This window comes from Streptomyces sp. WI03-4A, from assembly GCF_033792105.1.
GTDB classification, from domain to species: Bacteria; Actinomycetota; Actinomycetes; order Streptomycetales; family Streptomycetaceae; genus Streptomyces; species Streptomyces collinus_A.
In genome coordinates, this window is sequence record NZ_JARAUO010000009.1 from 179,904 (window position 1) to 197,060 (window position 17,157).

A 17,157-nucleotide genomic window follows, 5' to 3' on the forward strand; every position below is an offset into this window, starting at 1 on the left:
GCGACCGGCCGTGCGGGTCCGGTGGCGGACGTGGCACTATCCTTGCGCCCTCGAACACGGGTAGGGAGAAGGGACATCGGCGTGGCAATGAAGGCCCTGCGTTCGGCGTTGGAGGCGATCTACCTACGTCGCCTGAACCGCAAGCTGGACGGCCTGCCCCGGCCGCGGCACGTGGCGATCATGCTCGACGGCAACCGGCGCTGGGCACGGGGTGCGGGCCACCAGGACGTCCGCGAGGGCTACCGGGTCGGCGGCGCGAAGGTCACGGACTTCCTGCACTGGTGCACCGACGCCGACATCAAGCACGTCACGCTGTGGATGCTCTCCGACGACAACCTGCACCGGCCGGCCGCCGAACTCGGCCCCCTGCTCGACATAATCGAGGAGACCGTCCAGCGCATCTGCGCCCCCGGGGAGCCCTGGGAGATCGAGATCATCGGCGCCCTCGACCTGCTGCCCGGGAACACCGCCCGGGTCCTCAAGGAGGCCGCCGCCCTGACGAACGGCCGCGGCGGGCTCAAGGTCGACGTCGCCGTCGGCTACGGCGGCCGGCGCGAGATCGTCGACGCCGTGAAGGCCGCCTTCGACAAGCACATCAGCGCCGGCGGCGACCCCCGCGACCTGGCCGCGGAGTTCGACCTGGAGCACATCAGCGACAACCTGTACTCGCCGGCCGGGCACGACACCGACTTCATCATCCGCACGTCGGGCGAACAGCGGCTCTCCGGGTTCCTGTTGTGGCAGTCGGCGTACGCGGAGGTGCACTTCGTGGACGTCCTGTGGCCCGCCTTCCGCCAGATCGACCTGCTGCGCGCCCTGCGTTCGTACGCCGACCGCGACCGCCGCTACGGCCGCTGACGGCCCAGGGGCAGGACGGTGTGCTGGGCCAAGTCCTCCAGGAGCAACTCCGAGCCGCCGTAGCGGGCGAAGACGACCGGACCGGCGCCTCACCGCCGGACTCCGGCACTCCGGTCGAGCAGGTTCCGCGGGCGGTCGGCGGGGGCTGTCGCGGAAGCACCCCGGAATTGTCCGTGATCGGTAACAGCGGGATCCTCCGGCCGTCCGCCTCCGTCCTCAGAGATGCACGGGGGCTGATCGACACAGCGAGGGGACGGGGCCGACATGGCACGGCACGGTGGGCGGGGATGGTACGGCCGGGTGATCGCGGCGGCGGTCGGGGTGACGGCGGTGGCCGCCGCCACGTCGGTGTGGACCGCACAGGCCGGACCCGTCGCGGAGCACCGGTCGTCCGCGCGCCCGGCCGCGCCCAAGGTGGCGCCGGTGGCGGAGACCATCGTGCACGCGTCGGACGGCGGTGACCACGCGGTCAACATCACCATCGACGACGGCCCCGACCCGAACTGGACCCCTCAGGTGCTGCAGGTGTTGCGGGAGAACGGGGTGAAGGCGACGTTCTGCATGGTCGGCACCCAAGCCGAGGCCCACCCCGACATGGTCAAGCGGGTGGTCGCGGCCGGGCACCGGCTGTGCGACCACACGGTCTCGCACGACACCGCCATGGACAAGAAGTCCCAGTCCTACCAGGCGCAGCAGATCCTGGACGCCGAGCGCCAGATCATCAAGGCGTCCGGCGGTGTGCGGCCGATGTACTACCGGGCGCCCGGCGGTGCCTTCACCCCGTACAGCAGGCATCTCGCGGCCTCGCACGGGATGCGGCCGCTGGGCTGGAACGTCGACTCCAAGGACTTCGAGCGGCCGGGCACGCAGGCCATCGTCTCCACCGTGCAGAGCGAGCTGTCCAACGGCCCGACCCTGCTCTTCCACGACGCCGGCGGCGACCGCTCCCAGACCGTGGCCGCGTTGCGCACCCTGCTGCCCTGGCTGAAGCAGCAGGGTTACTCGTTCGGTTTCCCGGTCCGCTGAACGCGGCCGCTGACGTCTCAGAGTTCGGCCCACAGGAACCCCTCCGCGACGCGTGCGCGGAGGGGTTCGGTCGTTCGGGGCCCTCAGTGGTGCGTGCGTGAAGGGGTTCGGCCGACGCGCAGCACTCATGGGCCCGTTCGCGGAGGTGTTCGGTCCTTCAGCGGCCGGCAGGGGCCCGCTCCGCGGCGAGGACGGCCGCCAGCGCCCCGGTCACCGCGGGCCAGGCCGGCGAAGCCGGGTCGATCACGTCGAAGTGGCCGCAGTCGGGCAGTTCGTGGAGCGTGGCGCCGCTCCGGGCGGCGTACCGGCGGGCCATGGTCACCGGCAGGGAGTCGTCGCGGCCGCCGTGCACCACGACCGTGCGGCCCGCGGGAGCGCCCAGTACGGCGGGGTCGGCGGCGGCATAGCGCTGCGGCACCTCGTCCGGTCCGCCGCCGAGCAGAGCGGCGACGGCACCGCGGCCGCTGCCCAGTTCACCGGCCCGGGCCAGGTCGGCCGTGGGGGCCAGGGCGAGTGTGCCCCGGATCGCGGCGGGGGCCGTGGTCCGGCCGGGCGCGCCCTCGGGCAGCCGGTGCCGGAGCGCGGCCCACAGGGCGAGGTGGCCCCCGGCCGAGTGCCCCGCGTGGACCGGACGGTCCGGGTCGACCCGGCCGGGTGCCGCCTCGGCGGCCAGGCCCGGCAGCAGGTCGACGGCCGCGGCGGTGTCGGTGAACGTGGCCGGCCAGCCGCCTCCGCCCCCGACCCGGCGGTACTCGGCGCTGACGACCGCGCAGCCGCTGTGCGCCGCCAACGCCCGTGCGAATCCGTCGGCATGCCGCCTGTCGTGCTCGGCGCGCCAGTAGCCGCCGTGGAAGAACAGCACCAGCGGCGCGGGGCCCTGCGGTCCGGTGGCCGGCAGGAACAGGTCGGCCACCTGATCCGGATGGTCTCCGTAGACCAGCGGGAGCGGGGCGGCGGGGACTCGGGACACGCTCATGCACCTCGTTTCGATGTACCTCGATTCGCGGTGTGAGCGTACAGGGACCCGGCCCCGACGGGCGGCTTATTTGCAGAGGAGTCAGAGAGCGACCGGGGGCGACCGCGCTGCGGGCGCTCGCGCGCAGCGCGGTGCTCTCGTCATGTCACCACGGAAGGCGCTCAGTTGAGCATGACCCGAGGTAACGGTCTACGGTGATCGCGACCACGCGTTCGACACGCGCGCAACGCGACACGAGGGCGGCCAGGCCGCCCAGGGGGAAGCGCCGACCCGCGCCGCACGAAGCGGCGCCATGAGGTCTGCGCCCTGAGGAAGAAATGTACCTGCACGCAAAACAGAAGATCGTCACGCTCGCGACCGCCTTGTTGCTGACCGTGGGCGCGGGCACCGCCGCTGCGGCCGCTCCGAAGCCCGAGCCCGAGCCCACCCTGCTGGAGATCGCGGCCAAGGTGGCGCGGTACTCCGACTGCGGTTCCCAGCCGTTGCTGGAACGGCCCGCCTGCATCAGGGACTTCGCTCTCAAGTCCGCCGGACTGGGCCTGGGCGTGGGTGTCTTCCTTTACGTCACCCGTGACGCGATGAAGGACGACGGCGCCTCCTTCAAGGGACTCGAGAAGGAGCTGAACGAGCTGTACAAGCTCAAGCCGCAGCTCCTGCTCGACCCGGACAAGGAGCCGGACCCGGAGAAGAAGAAGGAGATCGTCGAGCACACGCTCAAGGCGCTCAAGGCCGCCAAGCCGCACGTGGACAAGGTGCGCACCGATCTCGTGAAGGCGTCCCGGCTGCTCGACGCGCACACGGAGTCGGTCGAGGCCCTGGCCGTGCTCGCCGTGGCGGTCGGGGACTACTACCCGGATCCCAAGCCCGTCGACGACCGGCCGCCGAAGGACACCTGGGACATCGCCGGCTTCTTCAAGGACGTCGGCAAGAGCCTGGACCAGATCAACGCCGGGTTCGACAAGATGAACGGCGCCCTCGATGACATGAACCAGGCCACGGCCGAGGTCAACAAGGGCCTGGACAAGGCCAACAAGGGCATCGAGAAGGCCAACCGGGGTATGGACAAGCTCAACGAGGGGATCAAGGACGCCAACAAGGGGCTGAACGAGACCAGGAAGGCCGTCGACGGCATCGACAAGGCCGCATCGAAGCTCCACCAGGTACCCGAGTTCGACTTCGACTTCTCCCGCCTCGCCGAGCGGATCGGTTCGAAGGACACGACTCCCGAGGAACGGGCCGCGCAGGAGCGCCGGATGTCGCTGCTCCTCAACCTGCTGCCCGGGATCGGCGACGGCAAGGGCGTCCTCGAAGCCATCACCGGCACCGACCTGGCCACCGGCGAGAAGGTGAGCACCACCGACCGGGTGCTGGGCTCGCTCGCGGTCATGCGCTGGCTCAAGTACGGGGGCAAGTTGCTTCCGGAGAGGATCCGCACCGCCCGCAAGGGCGACAAGCTGCCGCCGTGCAACAGCTTCCCGGCCGGCACCCGGGTCCTCATGGGCGACGGCACCACCACCCTGCCCATCGAGGAGATCACGGCCGGCGACAGTGTCCTGGCCGGCGACCCGCAGGCGGGGATCACCGGCGCGCGTCCGGTGGAGGACACGATCTACACCCCCGAGGACGAGGACTTCACCGGCGTACGCCTGGCCGGCGACGCGGGCGAGGGACCGCCCGAGCTCACCGCGACCGACCACCACCCGTTCTGGGTGGAGAACCAGGGACGGTGGACCGACGCCCGCGACCTGAACCCCGGTGACACCCTCCGCGCCCCGGACGGCACCGGGGTACGGATCGACAAGGTCACGCACTGGAAGGAGCCGCAGGGCGCCTACAACCTGACCGTCAACGATCTGCACACCTACTATGTGCTGGCGGGGAAGACTCCCGTACTCGTCCACAACGCGTCGTGTGATTTCATCCGCGGCGAGATCCCCGACGCCGCGGCCATCGACCGCGGCTCCCTGGTCAAGATCAAGGAGAAGCAGCTCGAAAAGGCGCTGAAGAGCGTCGGTGAGGACCCGCACGCCTTCAAGGCCGACTGGGTGGGGAAGAACAACGTGTCGCGCTTCGACGCGATGCGCGACGGAGAGGGCAGGGTCGTCCTCGTGAGCAAGGACGGGAAGATCTTGGTGCCGACCAACTACAGGTACCGGCCGTGAGCGCCTTCCGGATGTACCTGAGGGTGGTCAGCGAGTCCCTGCAGCCGGAGCAGATCTCCGCGCGGCTGGAGACCGAGCCCGACGAAGCGACGGCGATCGGCAGCCGCAGGCGCCCCCAGTCGCCACCGCGCGCCCACACGACCTGGATCCGGCACGCCCCGGCCCCGGACGGGCCCGGACGCCCCGAGGACGTCGAGCCCGTGATCCTCGCCTGGGGACCGCAGTTCGCCACGGCCCTGGGGCAGCTGGCCTCCTCCGGGGACGCCGAGATCTCCCTGGTGATCGTGCAGAAGCTCACCGACCCGGAGGACCCGCAGCAGAAGGGCATCTGGCTGAGCGCACCCCTACTGGCCTGGCTCACGAAGGCGGGGGCGTCGCTGGACATCGACCAGTACGTGTACGTCGGCAACGACGACTGAGCGGTCAGCTGTCCGGAAAGCGGGCCCCGGAGGGTCAGGTCCCCGGCACGGCGAGCACGATGAGGACCAGCGGGGAGGGCCCGTCCCGGGTCCCCCGCCGGGCAGCGTCCGGAGGCGATGGGCGCAGGCTTGAGTCTCCTCCTGGTCGAGATGTACCGGGAGGGGTACGAACTGACCGCGCTCCTGCCCGCGGCACCGTCCGCACACCCCCTCGCCGGTCACCTGCACGTACGGACGCGCGGCCGCTGACAAGTGGGCGCAACAGACTTGCCTCACTACTTAATTCACCTCTTGACGCTTCTGGTTCAGACCTTTACGTTGCACCGCACCCCCCACACGACAGGAGCGCCCCATGCGCGGTGTCAGAACGTCGTCGTCCCCGGTCCTCGCCCTGTGCCTGCGACTGCTGTTCCTGCTGGCCGTCCTGCTGGCCACGGCCGTCACCCCGGCACGCGCAACGGCCGTCACCCCGGCGCCGGCCGCGGCCGCCCCCTTCAAGGTGCTGGCCCTGTACAACGGGACCTGGGACGCGGCGCACATCAGCTTCGTCGAAGAGGCGAACGAGTGGTTCCCGAGGCAGGCGGCGGCCAACGGCTTCACCTACACCGCGAGCACCGACTGGGACGTGCTCGCCGACAGCCGGGTGAACGCCTACCAGGTGGTCCTCTTCCTCGACGACCTGCCGCAGTCGCCGGCCCAACGCTCCGGCTTCGAGCGGTACATGCGTGCCGGCGGCGCCTGGATGGGCTTCCACGTCTCGGCGTTCACCACCGACGCGGCGGGGTGGCCCTGGTACCACGATCAGTTCCTGGGTTCGGGCGACTTCACGAGCAACACCTGGGGCCCCACCAGCGCCGTGCTGCGGGTGGAGGACCGTACGCATCCCGCGACGAAGAACCTGCCGGCCACCTTCACCTCGTCGGTCAGCGAGTGGTACAGCTGGTCCAACGACCTGCGCAAGAACCCGGACATCAGGATCCTCGCCTCCATCGACCCGAGCAGCTTCCCGCTCGGCACCGACCCCGCGCAGACCTGGTACAGCGGCTACTACCCGATCCTGTGGACGAACACCAAGTACCGGATGCTGTACGCCAACTTCGGTCACAACGCGATGGACTACGCCACGAACACGACGCTCTCGTCCACCTTCGCGAGCCCGACGCAGAACCGGTTCGTGCTGGACGGCCTGAAGTGGCTGGGCGGGCTCACGGACCCGCAGCCGCCGACCGGGCCCATCTCCGAGACGTCCTGGTACGAGCTGCGCGCCGACGGCAACGGCACCTGTGTGGACGCCCGGGGCGCCGCCACCGCCAACGGCACGGCGGTCCAGCAGTACACCTGCAACGGCACCGCGGCCCAGCAGTACCAGCTCCGTTCCACCGACGGCGGATACGTGCGGATCGCCGCCCGGGGCAATCCACAGCAGGCCGTCGACGTGACCGACCGCTCCACCGCCGACGGCGCCCCGTTGCAGCTCTGGACCTACGGAGGCGGCCAGAACCAGCAGTGGCGGCCGGTCCAGCAGGCCGACGGCGGCTACCACTTCGTGGCCCGGCACAGCGGGAAGTGCCTCAGCGCCGCCCCCACGGCCGCCGACAGCGTCCAGCTCACCCAGCGGGCCTGCGACGGCTCCCCCGCCCAGAGCTTCCGCCTGACCGAGCGTCCCTGACCGAGCAGACCCGGTCGAGCAGTCACGGTCGAGCAGTCCTGACCGAGCGGTTCCGACCGGGCGGCCCGCCCGGCCCGGTATCCCGTCGCCGGTGCCGGGCCGGCTCAGGGACCGGGGGAAAACCGCTGGCCGGCAGGGCAGCCGGATGCTGGGATGGCTCGATGCGAGACGACGTTGCGTGGACCGTGGACCGCGGCCGGTACGAGGACGCGGTGACGCCCTGGGAGCAGGAGTCCTGGCGGACGGCGGCCCTCGCCTGGGTGGCGGACGGGCTCGCCGCGCACGGGCTGCGGGCGGCCGGTCCGCTGGGGGTGCGGCTGCGGCCGTGGTCGGTCCTGGCGCGGGTGCCCGTGGCCGGGCGGCCCGCCGTGTGGTTCAAGGCGAACCCGCCGGCCAGCGGTTTCGAGGGGGCGCTCACCGCGGCGCTGGCCCGCTGGGTGCCGCGGCACGTCCTGGCACCGCTCGCGGTCGACGCGGACCGCGGCTGGTCGCTGCTGCCGGACGGGGGCGCCCTGTTCCGGGACGTGCTGGAGCGGCAGGCCGTGGGCCCGGAGACGTGGGAGGGGCTGCTGCGGCAGTACGCGGACATGCAACGGGCCCTGGTCCCGCACATCCAGGAGCTCGCACGGCTCGGCGTACCGGACGCCAGGTGCGACCAAATGCCCGGTGTCTTCGACGAGTTGCTGGCCCAGAACACCGCGCTGGGGCCTGCCGACCGGTCCCGGCTGGACCGGCTGCGCCCCCGCCTGCTGGACTGGTGCGCGGAGCTGGCCGACCTGGGCGTCCCCGACTCCCTCGACCACGCGGATCTGCACGACGGCCAGCTGTTCCACCCGGAACCGGACCGGTACACCTTCTTCGACTGGGGCGACGCCACCGTCTCGCACCCGTTCTGCAGCCTGCACGTCACCGCCCGCAAGGCCGCGGAGCGGTACGGCCCCGGTGTCATGGCCCGCCTTCGCGACGCCTATCTGGAGCCGTGGACGGACGACGGCCGCACCACGGCCGAGCTGCGGCGCGCGGTTGACCTCGCGTGGCGGCTGAGCGCGCTCGGCCGGGCCCGCGCCTGGGGCGGCCTGTTCCCGGCCGCACCCGGAACCACGGCGAGCGCCTCGCTCTGCGGGCACAGCGCCCAGTCGCTGCTGGAGCTGCTGGACGAGCCCCCGTTCTAGCCGCGCACGGCTTCCAGCCGGGCATGGCCGGTCGTGCCTGGCCGACCCTCCGTCCCGGCCGCCCCCACCCAGCAGCCCCTGCCGGCCGCCCGACCCGCCCCGCGGGCCTCTGACCTGCCACCGACCCGCCCAGCAGCCCCCGGCCCGCCACTCGTCCGGCACAACGGCCGGTGCCCGAGCCGACGCCCTCGCCGTCCCGTGCCGTGGGCGCCAGACGCAACCGAGGCGGCTCGGATCGGGGCCGTCGTGGGGTTGCGTGGAGTGCCGCCGGATCGGGAGGCTGGAAGAGGGGAGGGACGTACCGGGGCGGATCCGGGAGGCGCAGTGACCGCAGCACCGCTGGGCGGGGACGACGCGACCCGTCGGCGTTTCCTGGGCCTGTGCGCCGCCGCCGGCCTGGGCGCGGCGGCCGGTTGTACCGCCGCGCCGCCCGCGGCGGGCCGCCGCCGTGAGCCGTCCCACCTGCCGGAGGCCGAACAGGACGCGCCGGGCACCGCGGACTGGCGGATCCGCTCGGCGGGCCCGGTGGACGCCGTGACCGGATACACGGACCGGGTGAGCGTGGCACCCGGTGAGGAGTGCGGTCTGCACGTGTCGACCACCGCCGCGTCCTTCCGGGTGTCGGCCTTCCGGGTCGGCTGGTACGGCGGCAAGCGGGCCCGGCTCGTGTGGGCCTCCCCCCGCGTACCCGGCCGCGTCCAGCCGTCGCCGCGGGTGCTGTCCGGGACCCGGACCGTGCGTGCCGACTGGCCGGTCACGCTGACTCTGGACACCACCGGATGGCCGGAGGGCGCGTACCTGCTGCGGCTGGAGTCGGACGCGGGCCACCAGCGGCACGTCCCGCTCGTCGTCCGGTCCGCCGAAGGCACGGGGCGCACGGTGCTGCTGCACGCCCCCGCCACCTGGCAGGCCTACAACCGCTGGGGCGGCAGCAGCCTGTACGCGGGCTCCTCGGGCGCCTACGCCACCCGGTCGCTCGCGGTCAGCTTCGACCGCCCCTACGACGGCAACGGCGCCGAGAAGTTCCTGGTCCACGAGTGGGCGCTGGTGGTACTGGCCGAACGGCTGCGCATCCCGCTCGCCTACACCACCGGGCCGGACGTCCACCGGGACCCGTCGGTGCTCGGCGGGGCGCACGCCGTCGTCTGCCTGGGGCACGACGAGTACTGGACGCCCGAGCAGCGGGCGCACGTCACCCGCGCCCGGGACTCCGGCACGAACATCGCCTTCCTCGGCGCCAACACCTGCTTCCGCCGGGTGCGTCTGGAGGACGGGGAGCGGGCGGGCGGCCGTACGGTCGTCTGCTACAAGACGTCCTACCGCGCCGACCCGGTCTACGCGTCCGACCCGGAGCGGGTGACCACCGACTACCGCGTACCGCCCGCCGCCGACCCGGAGTCCTCGCTCACCGGCGTCCTCTACGAGGGCTATCCGGTCGACGCGCCCTATGTGGTGCGCAACGCCGGTCACTGGGTGTACGACGGCACCGGCGTCTCCGCCGGCGACGGCTTCGCCCACCTGGTCGGCGTCGAGTACGACCGGGTCACCCCCGGCTCCCCCACGCCCGGACCGCTGGAGATCACCGCGCACTCCCCGCTGGTGTGCGGCGGCCGGCCGAGTCACAGCGACTCTGCGTACTACACCGCCGCCGGCGGTGCGGGGGTCTTCGCGACCGGCACCATGCGGTGGGTGGAGGGGCTGCTGGCGGGCACCGGCGAACTCGGCCGCGACCACGGCATGGACGGCCGCACCAGGGCGTTCGTCACCCGCGCCACGGAGAACCTGCTGCGCACGTTCGCGAAGGGCCCGGCGGCGCGGCACGCCCCGGCGCCGGTTCCCGACACCGCTCGGGTGTACGGCCGCCCGGCCTGAAGCCGGAGCGGCGGTCAGGGCAGCGGGGTGCCGCCGGTGGCGTTGAGGATCTCCGCCGTGACGAAACTCGCCTGGTCGGAGGCGAGGTAGACGTAGGCCGGGGCGATCTCGGCGGGCTGGGCGGGGCGGCCGAGCGGGCTCTGCTTGCCGAACTCGGCCGTGTCCGGGAGCGTCGCCGGGATCAGGGGTGTCCACACCGGGCCCGGTGCCACCGCGTTGACGCGGACGCCACGCTCGGCGACCATCTGCGCCAGTCCCTGGGTGAAGGTGACGATGGCGCCCTTGGTCGTCGCGTAGTCCAGCAGGTGCGGGCTCGGCTTGTACGCCTGCACCGACGTCGTGTTGATCACGCTGCCGCCGGCCGGGATGTGCGGCAGGGCGAACTTGGTCAGCCAGAACATGCCGTACAGGTTCGTGCGGAGCACCCGGTCGAACTGCTCGGTGCTGATCGCCTCGATGCCGTCCGGCTGGGACATCTGGTACGCCGCGTTGTTGACGAGGACGTCGATGCGCCCGAACTCGTCGACCGCCCGGTCGATCAGCGCACGGCAGTTGTCCTCCTCGCGGATGTCGCAGGGCACGGCGACGGCCTTGCGGCCCGCGTCCTCCACCAGGCGGGCGGTCTCGCGGGCGTCGTCCGCCTCCTCCTCCAGGTGGGTGAACAGCACGTCGGCGCCCTCGCGGGCGTAGGCCAGCGCCACCGCCCGGCCGATGCCGGAGTCGCCGCCCGTGATCACGGCCTTGAACCCGTCGAGGCGGCCCGCGCCGCGGTACGACTCCTCGCCGTGGTCCGGCGGCGGGTCCATCGGCCCGGTCCAGCCGGGGTGCGGCTGGTCCTGGGAGGGGAAGTCGGGGCGGGCGTGCCGCGTGGTCGGGTCGGGCTGGGGGGTGCGGTTCTCCGTCACGTCGGCCTCCGGTGCTGCTCGGGCGGGCGGGCAGGCGACCGGGTTCCCCGGTCGTCCCGTCCGGAACCCCCGCGTCCGCCCGGGGCCGGGTGCGGGCGGGCGCGGGCGGCTCAGAGCGTGGGCGTCTGGTGGCCGGCGGAACGGAGGTGCTCCCTGCGGGCGTTGTTGTAGATCCGCAGGAGGTGCTTGGCCACGGCACAGGGCACGGTGTCGACGTGGCACTGGCGGCACCGGTGCAGGTGCTGCTCGTAGGTGAAACGCGCGTTTTCCAAGGCGTCGGAGGACTCAGAGGACATGGACATCTCCGGGCAGGGCACGCCACCGGGACGTGCCGAGTTGACTGACTGGTACAACCGGAGCCAAGGTCATCATGTTACTGGCGGTACTGGGAAACCGGCGGGTAACAAGGCTTCTCCGCCCGGTCTCACCACACCTCGATGCGGCGTCCCGTGAGCGTGTCCGGCGCGATGCGCACCCAGAGGTCGCGCCCCTCGCCGCCGGCCCAGGGCGTGCTGTAGGCCCGCGCGGTCAGCCGGCTCACCTCGCCGGGGTCGGTGACGGCGTGGGCGGTGCCGCGTACCAGGACGCTCCACCCCTGGCTCAGCGCGTCGTCCACGCGGTCGATCTCGAAGGCCACCTCCCGGCCGACGCCCTGGGCGGGCACCGAGTCCGGGTGGGTACGGAAGACGACGGCTCCGTCGACGACGCTGTAGTTCACGGGGACGACGACCGGTGCCCCGTCCCCGGCCAGCGCGATCCGGCCCACGCCGTGGGACGACATCAGCTCCCGGCACTCCTCCTCGTCCAGCTCGCTCAGCCGGGGATCGCGGGCGGCCCGTCCGATACCCGCCGGGAGACCGGTGTGGCCGCCGCCGAGTTCCGCGGGGCTGGTCCGCAGCGCCCCGGCCAGCCACAACAGGGTGCCGGCGTCCGGTGCCGCCGTGCTGTGCTCCTCCAGATGGGCGACGTACCCCTCGGACATGCCCGCGCGGAACGCCACCTCCGCCCGGCTCAGGCCCAGTTCCGTGCGGCGCCGCTCGATCCGGCGCCCGAGGTCGCCCCGCGCGGACGTATCCGGCGCCTCCTGCGCCGGGTGCCGCGGGCTCGTGCGGTCGGTCATCGTCATCCACTCCTCTTCCGGCCGGTCGCCCGGCACGGGGGTGTCGTGTCGTTCACGCCCGCTGGGGCACGACGGCCACCGGGCAGTGGGCGTGGTGCAGCAGCCGGTGCGCCACCCGCCCGAGCTGGAGCCCGCCGTGCCCGTGCCGGTGCCGGGCCCCGATGACGACGAGGTCGGCGGCGGCCGAGCGCTCCACCAGCACCTTCCGGGCCGCCCCCTCCACGGCGGTGCGGCGCACCAGGACGTCGGGGTGGTCGGCCGCCGGGCCCTCCAGCACCTCGTCGAGTGCGGCGGAGGCCTGCCGCGCGTGCCGGTCCTCGGGGCCGCCGGGCCGCAGGGCGTGGTCGGCGATCTCGTACAGCGGGGTGCGCCAGGTCCGGACGGCGTCGAGGACGCAGCCGCGCACCCGGGCCTCGCCGAGGGCGAAGCGCGCGGCCTCGGCCCCGGTGCCCGTATCGCCGGCGCCGAGCAGGATCCGCTCGTGGCTGCCGGTCAGTGCGGCCCGGTCACCGCGCACGACGATCACCGGGCAGCGGGCGCGGGCGGCCACGGTCAGGCCGACCGAGCCGAGCAGCAGCCCGGCGGGACCGCTCCGGCCGCGCGCGCCCGTCACCACGGCGAAGGCGGTGTCACCGGCGCCCACCAGGGCGTCCGCGGGGTCCTGCGGGAGGATGGCGGTGGTCGACTTCACCTCGGGGTCGCGCAGCCTGGCCCGCTCCGTCGCCAGGTCGACCACGCGTTCCACCATCGCCTGCTCGGAGCGGCTCTCCGGACCGCCCGGCAGGAAGCCCTCGTACCGCTCCCAGACGGAGGCGTACACCAGGCGCAGCGACAGGCCGCGCCGGGCCGCCTCGTCGACCGCCCAGTCGACCGCCGTCAGGCTGGAGTCGGACCCGTCGACGCCCACGACCAGTGGCATGTCCAGCATCGGGCTCACCGCCTTCCGGCCGCGTCGCGCCGCGTGCGGAGCGGCCACACCACCACCGTCCCATGCGCACGGCCGTCCGTCCCATGGGCCGGTCCGGCCCCTGCGGCAGCCGTTCGGCCCCTTCGGGCCCGGGGGGTGCGGACGGCCGGGCCGGCACTGCGCTCGGACGGCCGGGCCGGCACGGCGCGCGGGCGGCGCGTGTACGGGCCTGGGCGCGGGGCTGCGGGAGACTGGGCGCATGGGTGACACGAACGTGGACCGGCTGCCACGCAAGACGTACGAGAAGGAACTGCTGCGGTTGCAGGCGGAGTTGGTGAAACTGCAGGAGTGGGTGCGCGCCGAGCGGGCGCGGCTGGTGATCGTCTTCGAGGGGCGTGACGCGGCCGGCAAGGGCGGCACCATCCAGCGCGTCACCGAGCACCTCAACCCCCGGGTCGCCCGGATCGCGGCGCTGCCCGCGCCGACCGAGCGCGAGCGGACCCAGTGGTACTTCCAGCGCTACGTCGAGCACCTGCCGGCCGCGGGCGAAATCGTCCTCTTCGACCGGTCCTGGTACAACCGGGCCGGCGTGGAGCAGGTGATGGGCTTCTGCACCCAGGACGAGTACCAGCGGTTCCTGCGGCAGTGCCCGATCTTCGAGCGGATGCTGGTGGAGGACGGCATCCTGCTGCGCAAGTACTGGTTCTCGGTGAGCGACGCGGTGCAGCAGGAGCGGTTCCGGCGCCGTCTCGAGGACCCGCTGCGGCGCTGGAAGCTGTCGCCGATGGACCTGGAGTCGCTGTCCCGCTGGGAGGCGTACTCGCGCGCCAAGGACGCGATGTTCGTGCACACCGACATCCCCGAGGCCCCGTGGAACGTCGTGGAGAGCGACGACAAGCGCCGGGCCCGGCTGAACATGATCGCGCACCTGCTGGGGTCCGTCCCCTACCAGGAGGTGCCGCCGCCGGTGCTGGAGCTGCCCGAGCGTCCCCCGTCGACCGGGTACGAGCGGCCGCCGCGCGACCTGCAGACCTTCGTCCCCGATCACGCGGCCGGCCTCTGAGCCCCTCACGAACAATTTGCGCAGCGTTCCCGACAGGTCCGGCCCCGCGGCGGACGTCTTCCGGCCGCCTGCCGCACAGGACGTGACAAGACACCGCGCCGACGTCCCACATGCGTTGGGATGGCCGGACTTGCACGCCCGACACCCGCGGGGTTGCCCATGAGATCCTTCGCCCACCAGCCGCCACGGGTGGCGGCCCCGGCGCTCCCCGACGGCGGCGCCCGGCTCGCACAGGGCGGCCCCTCGGCGGCCGAGGAGCGGTTCCGCGGACTGCTGGAGGCGGCCCCGGACGCCATGGTGATCGTCGACGACACCGGAGCGATCCGGCTGGTCAACGCGCAGACGGAGGCCCTGTTCGGCTACGGGCGCGAGGAACTGCTCGGCCGGCCGGTCGAGTTGCTGGTGCCGCACCGGTTCCGCGACCACCACACCCGGCACCGCGACGGCTACGCCGACAACCGGCAGGTGCGCCCGATGGGCGCCGGCCTGGAACTGCACGGGCTGCGCAAGAACGGCACCGAGTTCCCTGTCGAGATCAGCCTCAGCCCGCTGGAGACCGCGGACGGGCTGCTGGTGTCGGCGGCGGTGCGCGACGTCAGCGACCGCAAGGCCGCCGAGGCCCGCATCACCGAACTGGCCGCGCTGGTCGAGTCCTCCCAGGACGCCATCCTCGCCAAGACGCTGGACGGCCAGATCACCTACTGGAACGCCGCCGCGGCACGGCTGTACGGCTACACGGCCGAGGAGGCCATCGGCCGGCACGTGTCCATGCTCGCGCCCGAGGAACTGCACGACGACATCCGGGTGCTGCTCAAGCGGCTGCGGCACGGCGAGAAGGTCGAGCACTTCGAGACGCTGCGGGTCACCAGGACGGGCTCGCTCCTCGACGTCGACGTCACGCTGTGGCCGACCCGGGACGCCCGGGGCCGGGTGGTCGGGGCGTGCGCGATCGTCCGCGACATCAGCGACCGCAAGCGCGCGGAGGCCGAGCTGACCGCGCTGCTGGAGCAGCAGCGGCACATCGCGCTCACCCTGCAGCGCAGTCTCATGGGCACCCCGCCGGCTATCCCGGGCCTGGCCACCGCCAGCCGCTACCGGCCCGCCACCCAGGGCGCCGGTGTCGGCGGCGACTGGTTCGACCTCATACCGCTGGGTGCCGGCCGGGTCGGCGTGCTCATCGGGGACGTGATGGGCCGCGGTCTCGAGGCGGCCGCCGTGATGGGCCAGCTGCGCTCCGCCGCGCACGCCCTGGCCAAGACGGAGATGCAGCCCCGCCGGCTCATGCAGGCTCTCGACACCGTGGTGACCGACCTCGACGTCCCCGACCAGCTGGTCACCTGCTGCTACCTGGTGATCGTCCCGGACGCCCAGACCGTGACGATCTGTTCCGCCGGTCATCTGCCTCCCCTGGTGGTTGACCCCCTGGACGGCGTGCGCACCCTGCCCACACCGGTCAACGCCCCGCTCGGGGTGGGCGGCGTGCTCTACGAGGAGTCCTGTGTCGCCATAGCGCCCGGCGCCACCCTCGTGCTGTACACCGACGGCCTGGTCGAGACCCCGGACAGCGACATCGAGGCCCGTATCTCCGAGCTCACCACCGTCCTCGACACCTGCCTGCCGCGGTCGACGGGTCTCGAGACCGCGGCCGACCACGTGCTCGCCACCCTGCTGCCCGACGCCGAGGGCCACAACGACGACGTGACCCTCCTGCTGGCCCAGTTGCCGGCCGCCCCGCTGGCCGCCGTCACCACCGCGCTGCCCGCCGTCCCGTCCTCCGTGCCGGAGAGCCGTTCCTTCCTCCGCCGCACCCTGGCGCTCTGGGACTGCGTCGCGGTCGCCGAGGACGCCCTGCTGCTGCTCTCCGAGACCCTGACCAACGCCGTGCAGCACGCCGAGGGGCCGGTGGCGCTGCGGCTGTGCCGTACCGCCACCGACCTCACCGTCGAGGTCAGCGACCACAGCCCGCACCTGCCCCAGCCGCGGCTCGCCGCCCAGTACGAGGAGTCGGGCCGCGGTCTGCTGCTGGTTCGCAACCTCGCCGAGAGCTGGGGCGTGCGGCCGACCGACGAGGGCAAGACCACCTGGTTCACGCTGAAGCTGTGAGGCGCGCCGTGGCCCCGTGGCCGCCGGGTCCGCTCGCTCCGCCTCACCCCACCGGAGGCCGAGCGAGCGACCACCGACAGGCACTCCAGGAGGCGGGCGGACAACCGGGGCCCGGGAACGGGCCGTCCGGTGGGGACGCCCCCCGACGCGTCAGGTCCCGGAGCGGGGACCCAGCGTGCGCGGGCCGCCCGTGCGGGGCTCGGCCGGGCGCGGGAGGCCGCCCGCGTCCCGGGCCTTGGTGGCGATGACGGCGGCCTGGATGCGCCGCTCCACGCCGAGTTTGGCGAGCAGCCGCGAGATGTGGTTCTTGACGGTCTTCTCGGCGAGGTAGAGGCGCCCGCCGATCTGCCGGTTGGTCAGTCCCTCGCCGATCAGGGCGAGGATCTCCCGCTCCCGTTCGGTCAGCCCGGGCAGGGCGTCCGGGGTCTCCTCCCGCCGCTGTCCGCCGCGCAGGCGTGCCATCAGACGGGTGGTCGCGCCGGGGTCGAGCAGCGACTGTCCACGGGCCACCGTGCGGACGGCGGAGACGAGGTCGGAGCCCCGGATCTGCTTGAGCACGTATCCGGACGCCCCGGCCATGATCGAGTCCAGCAGCGCCTCCTCGTCGTCGAACGAGGTCAGCATCAGGCAGGCGAGGTCCGGCATGCGCGAGCGCAGCTCCCGGCAGACGGTCACCCCGTCCCCGTCGGGCAGGCGGACGTCGAGGACCGCCACGTCCGGCCGCAGGGCCGGCACCCGGGCCAGGGCCTGCTCGACGGTGGCCGCGTCGCCGACGACGGTGATGTCGGCTTCGTCGTCCAGCAGGTCGTGCACCCCGCGCCGTACCACCTCGTGGTCGTCCAGGAGGAAGACACGGATCGGGGTGGCGGGGCCGGCCTGCTCGCTGTCCGCCATCGAGGGCTCCT

Annotated in this window: 15 protein-coding genes; 9 read left to right on the top strand and 6 right to left on the bottom strand. The window is 73.0% G+C overall.

What is annotated here, in order from left to right:
- Positions 1 to 87 precede the first annotated feature (87 nt).
- On the top strand, positions 88 to 858 hold the full coding sequence (locus PV343_RS13070; RefSeq protein WP_319147090.1) for an isoprenyl transferase: 771 nt from the start codon (positions 88 to 90) through the stop codon (positions 856 to 858).
- A gap of 264 nt (positions 859 to 1,122) precedes the next feature.
- Positions 1,123 to 1,884 (top strand): polysaccharide deacetylase family protein, encoded by a 762-nt coding sequence (locus tag PV343_RS13075; RefSeq protein WP_319147042.1) that lies wholly within the window; start codon positions 1,123 to 1,125, stop codon positions 1,882 to 1,884.
- A 157-nt stretch (positions 1,885 to 2,041) separates the two neighbouring features.
- Here the strand turns inward: PV343_RS13075 and PV343_RS13080 are convergent, their stop codons facing one another.
- Positions 2,042 to 2,860, bottom strand: a complete 819-nt coding sequence (locus tag PV343_RS13080) for an alpha/beta hydrolase (RefSeq protein ID WP_319147043.1) — start codon at positions 2,858 to 2,860, stop codon at positions 2,042 to 2,044.
- A gap of 317 nt (positions 2,861 to 3,177) precedes the next feature.
- Here PV343_RS13080 and PV343_RS13085 point away from each other — a divergent pair, with 317 nt between their 5' ends.
- From PV343_RS13085 to PV343_RS13105, 5 genes are all read left to right on the top strand, one after another.
- The gene (locus tag PV343_RS13085) at positions 3,178 to 5,022 is read left to right on the top strand and encodes a polymorphic toxin-type HINT domain-containing protein (RefSeq protein WP_319147044.1); all 1,845 of its coding nucleotides are present in this window, start codon (positions 3,178 to 3,180) and stop codon (positions 5,020 to 5,022) included.
- Positions 5,019 to 5,441, top strand: coding sequence for a DUF4279 domain-containing protein (locus PV343_RS13090; protein WP_319147045.1), 423 nt, complete (start codon positions 5,019 to 5,021; stop codon positions 5,439 to 5,441). Before PV343_RS13085 ends, PV343_RS13090 begins: the two co-directional genes overlap by 4 nt.
- A 352-nt stretch (positions 5,442 to 5,793) precedes the next feature.
- Positions 5,794 to 7,110: a ThuA domain-containing protein gene (locus tag PV343_RS13095; protein ID WP_319147046.1), complete on the top strand. Its 1,317-nt coding sequence runs from the start codon at positions 5,794 to 5,796 to the stop codon at positions 7,108 to 7,110.
- 161 nt (positions 7,111 to 7,271) lie between these two features.
- Positions 7,272 to 8,282: a phosphotransferase gene (locus PV343_RS13100; RefSeq protein WP_319147047.1), complete on the top strand. Its 1,011-nt coding sequence runs from the start codon at positions 7,272 to 7,274 to the stop codon at positions 8,280 to 8,282.
- Between the two features lie 324 nt (positions 8,283 to 8,606).
- On the top strand, positions 8,607 to 10,154 hold the full coding sequence (locus PV343_RS13105) for a N,N-dimethylformamidase beta subunit family domain-containing protein (protein WP_319147048.1): 1,548 nt from the start codon (positions 8,607 to 8,609) through the stop codon (positions 10,152 to 10,154).
- Positions 10,155 to 10,168: 14 nt separating this feature from the next.
- Here the strand turns inward: PV343_RS13105 and PV343_RS13110 are convergent, their stop codons facing one another.
- The 4 genes from PV343_RS13110 to PV343_RS13125 all read right to left on the bottom strand — a co-directional run bounded on the left by PV343_RS13110 (position 10,169) and on the right by PV343_RS13125 (position 13,107).
- Positions 10,169 to 11,059, bottom strand: coding sequence for an SDR family oxidoreductase (locus PV343_RS13110; protein WP_319147049.1), 891 nt, complete (start codon positions 11,057 to 11,059; stop codon positions 10,169 to 10,171).
- 110 nt (positions 11,060 to 11,169) lie between these two features.
- Entirely contained in the window at positions 11,170 to 11,355 is a 186-nt protein-coding gene (locus PV343_RS13115; RefSeq protein WP_319147050.1) for a hypothetical protein, read from the bottom strand.
- 128 nt (positions 11,356 to 11,483) lie between these two features.
- Positions 11,484 to 12,179 carry a helix-turn-helix domain-containing protein gene (locus PV343_RS13120; protein WP_319147051.1) on the bottom strand — a complete coding sequence of 232 codons (696 nt, stop codon included), beginning with the start codon at positions 12,177 to 12,179 and terminating at the stop codon, positions 11,484 to 11,486.
- Between the two features lie 52 nt (positions 12,180 to 12,231).
- Positions 12,232 to 13,107 (bottom strand): universal stress protein, encoded by an 876-nt coding sequence (locus tag PV343_RS13125; protein ID WP_319147052.1) that lies wholly within the window; start codon positions 13,105 to 13,107, stop codon positions 12,232 to 12,234.
- A 238-nt stretch (positions 13,108 to 13,345) separates the two neighbouring features.
- Between PV343_RS13125 and ppk2 the strand changes: the two genes are divergently transcribed.
- Complete coding sequence (ppk2, locus tag PV343_RS13130) at positions 13,346 to 14,149, top strand: polyphosphate kinase 2 (RefSeq protein WP_319147053.1); 804 nt, start codon at positions 13,346 to 13,348, stop codon at positions 14,147 to 14,149.
- A 159-nt stretch (positions 14,150 to 14,308) separates the two neighbouring features.
- Entirely contained in the window at positions 14,309 to 16,252 is a 1,944-nt protein-coding gene (locus PV343_RS13135) for a PAS domain S-box protein (RefSeq protein WP_319147054.1), read from the top strand.
- Between the two features lie 150 nt (positions 16,253 to 16,402).
- On the opposite strand, the gene PV343_RS13140 is transcribed toward PV343_RS13135, so the two are convergent.
- Complete coding sequence (locus PV343_RS13140; RefSeq protein WP_319147091.1) at positions 16,403 to 17,146, bottom strand: response regulator transcription factor; 744 nt, start codon at positions 17,144 to 17,146, stop codon at positions 16,403 to 16,405.
- Between the last annotated feature and the right edge of the window lie 11 nt (positions 17,147 to 17,157).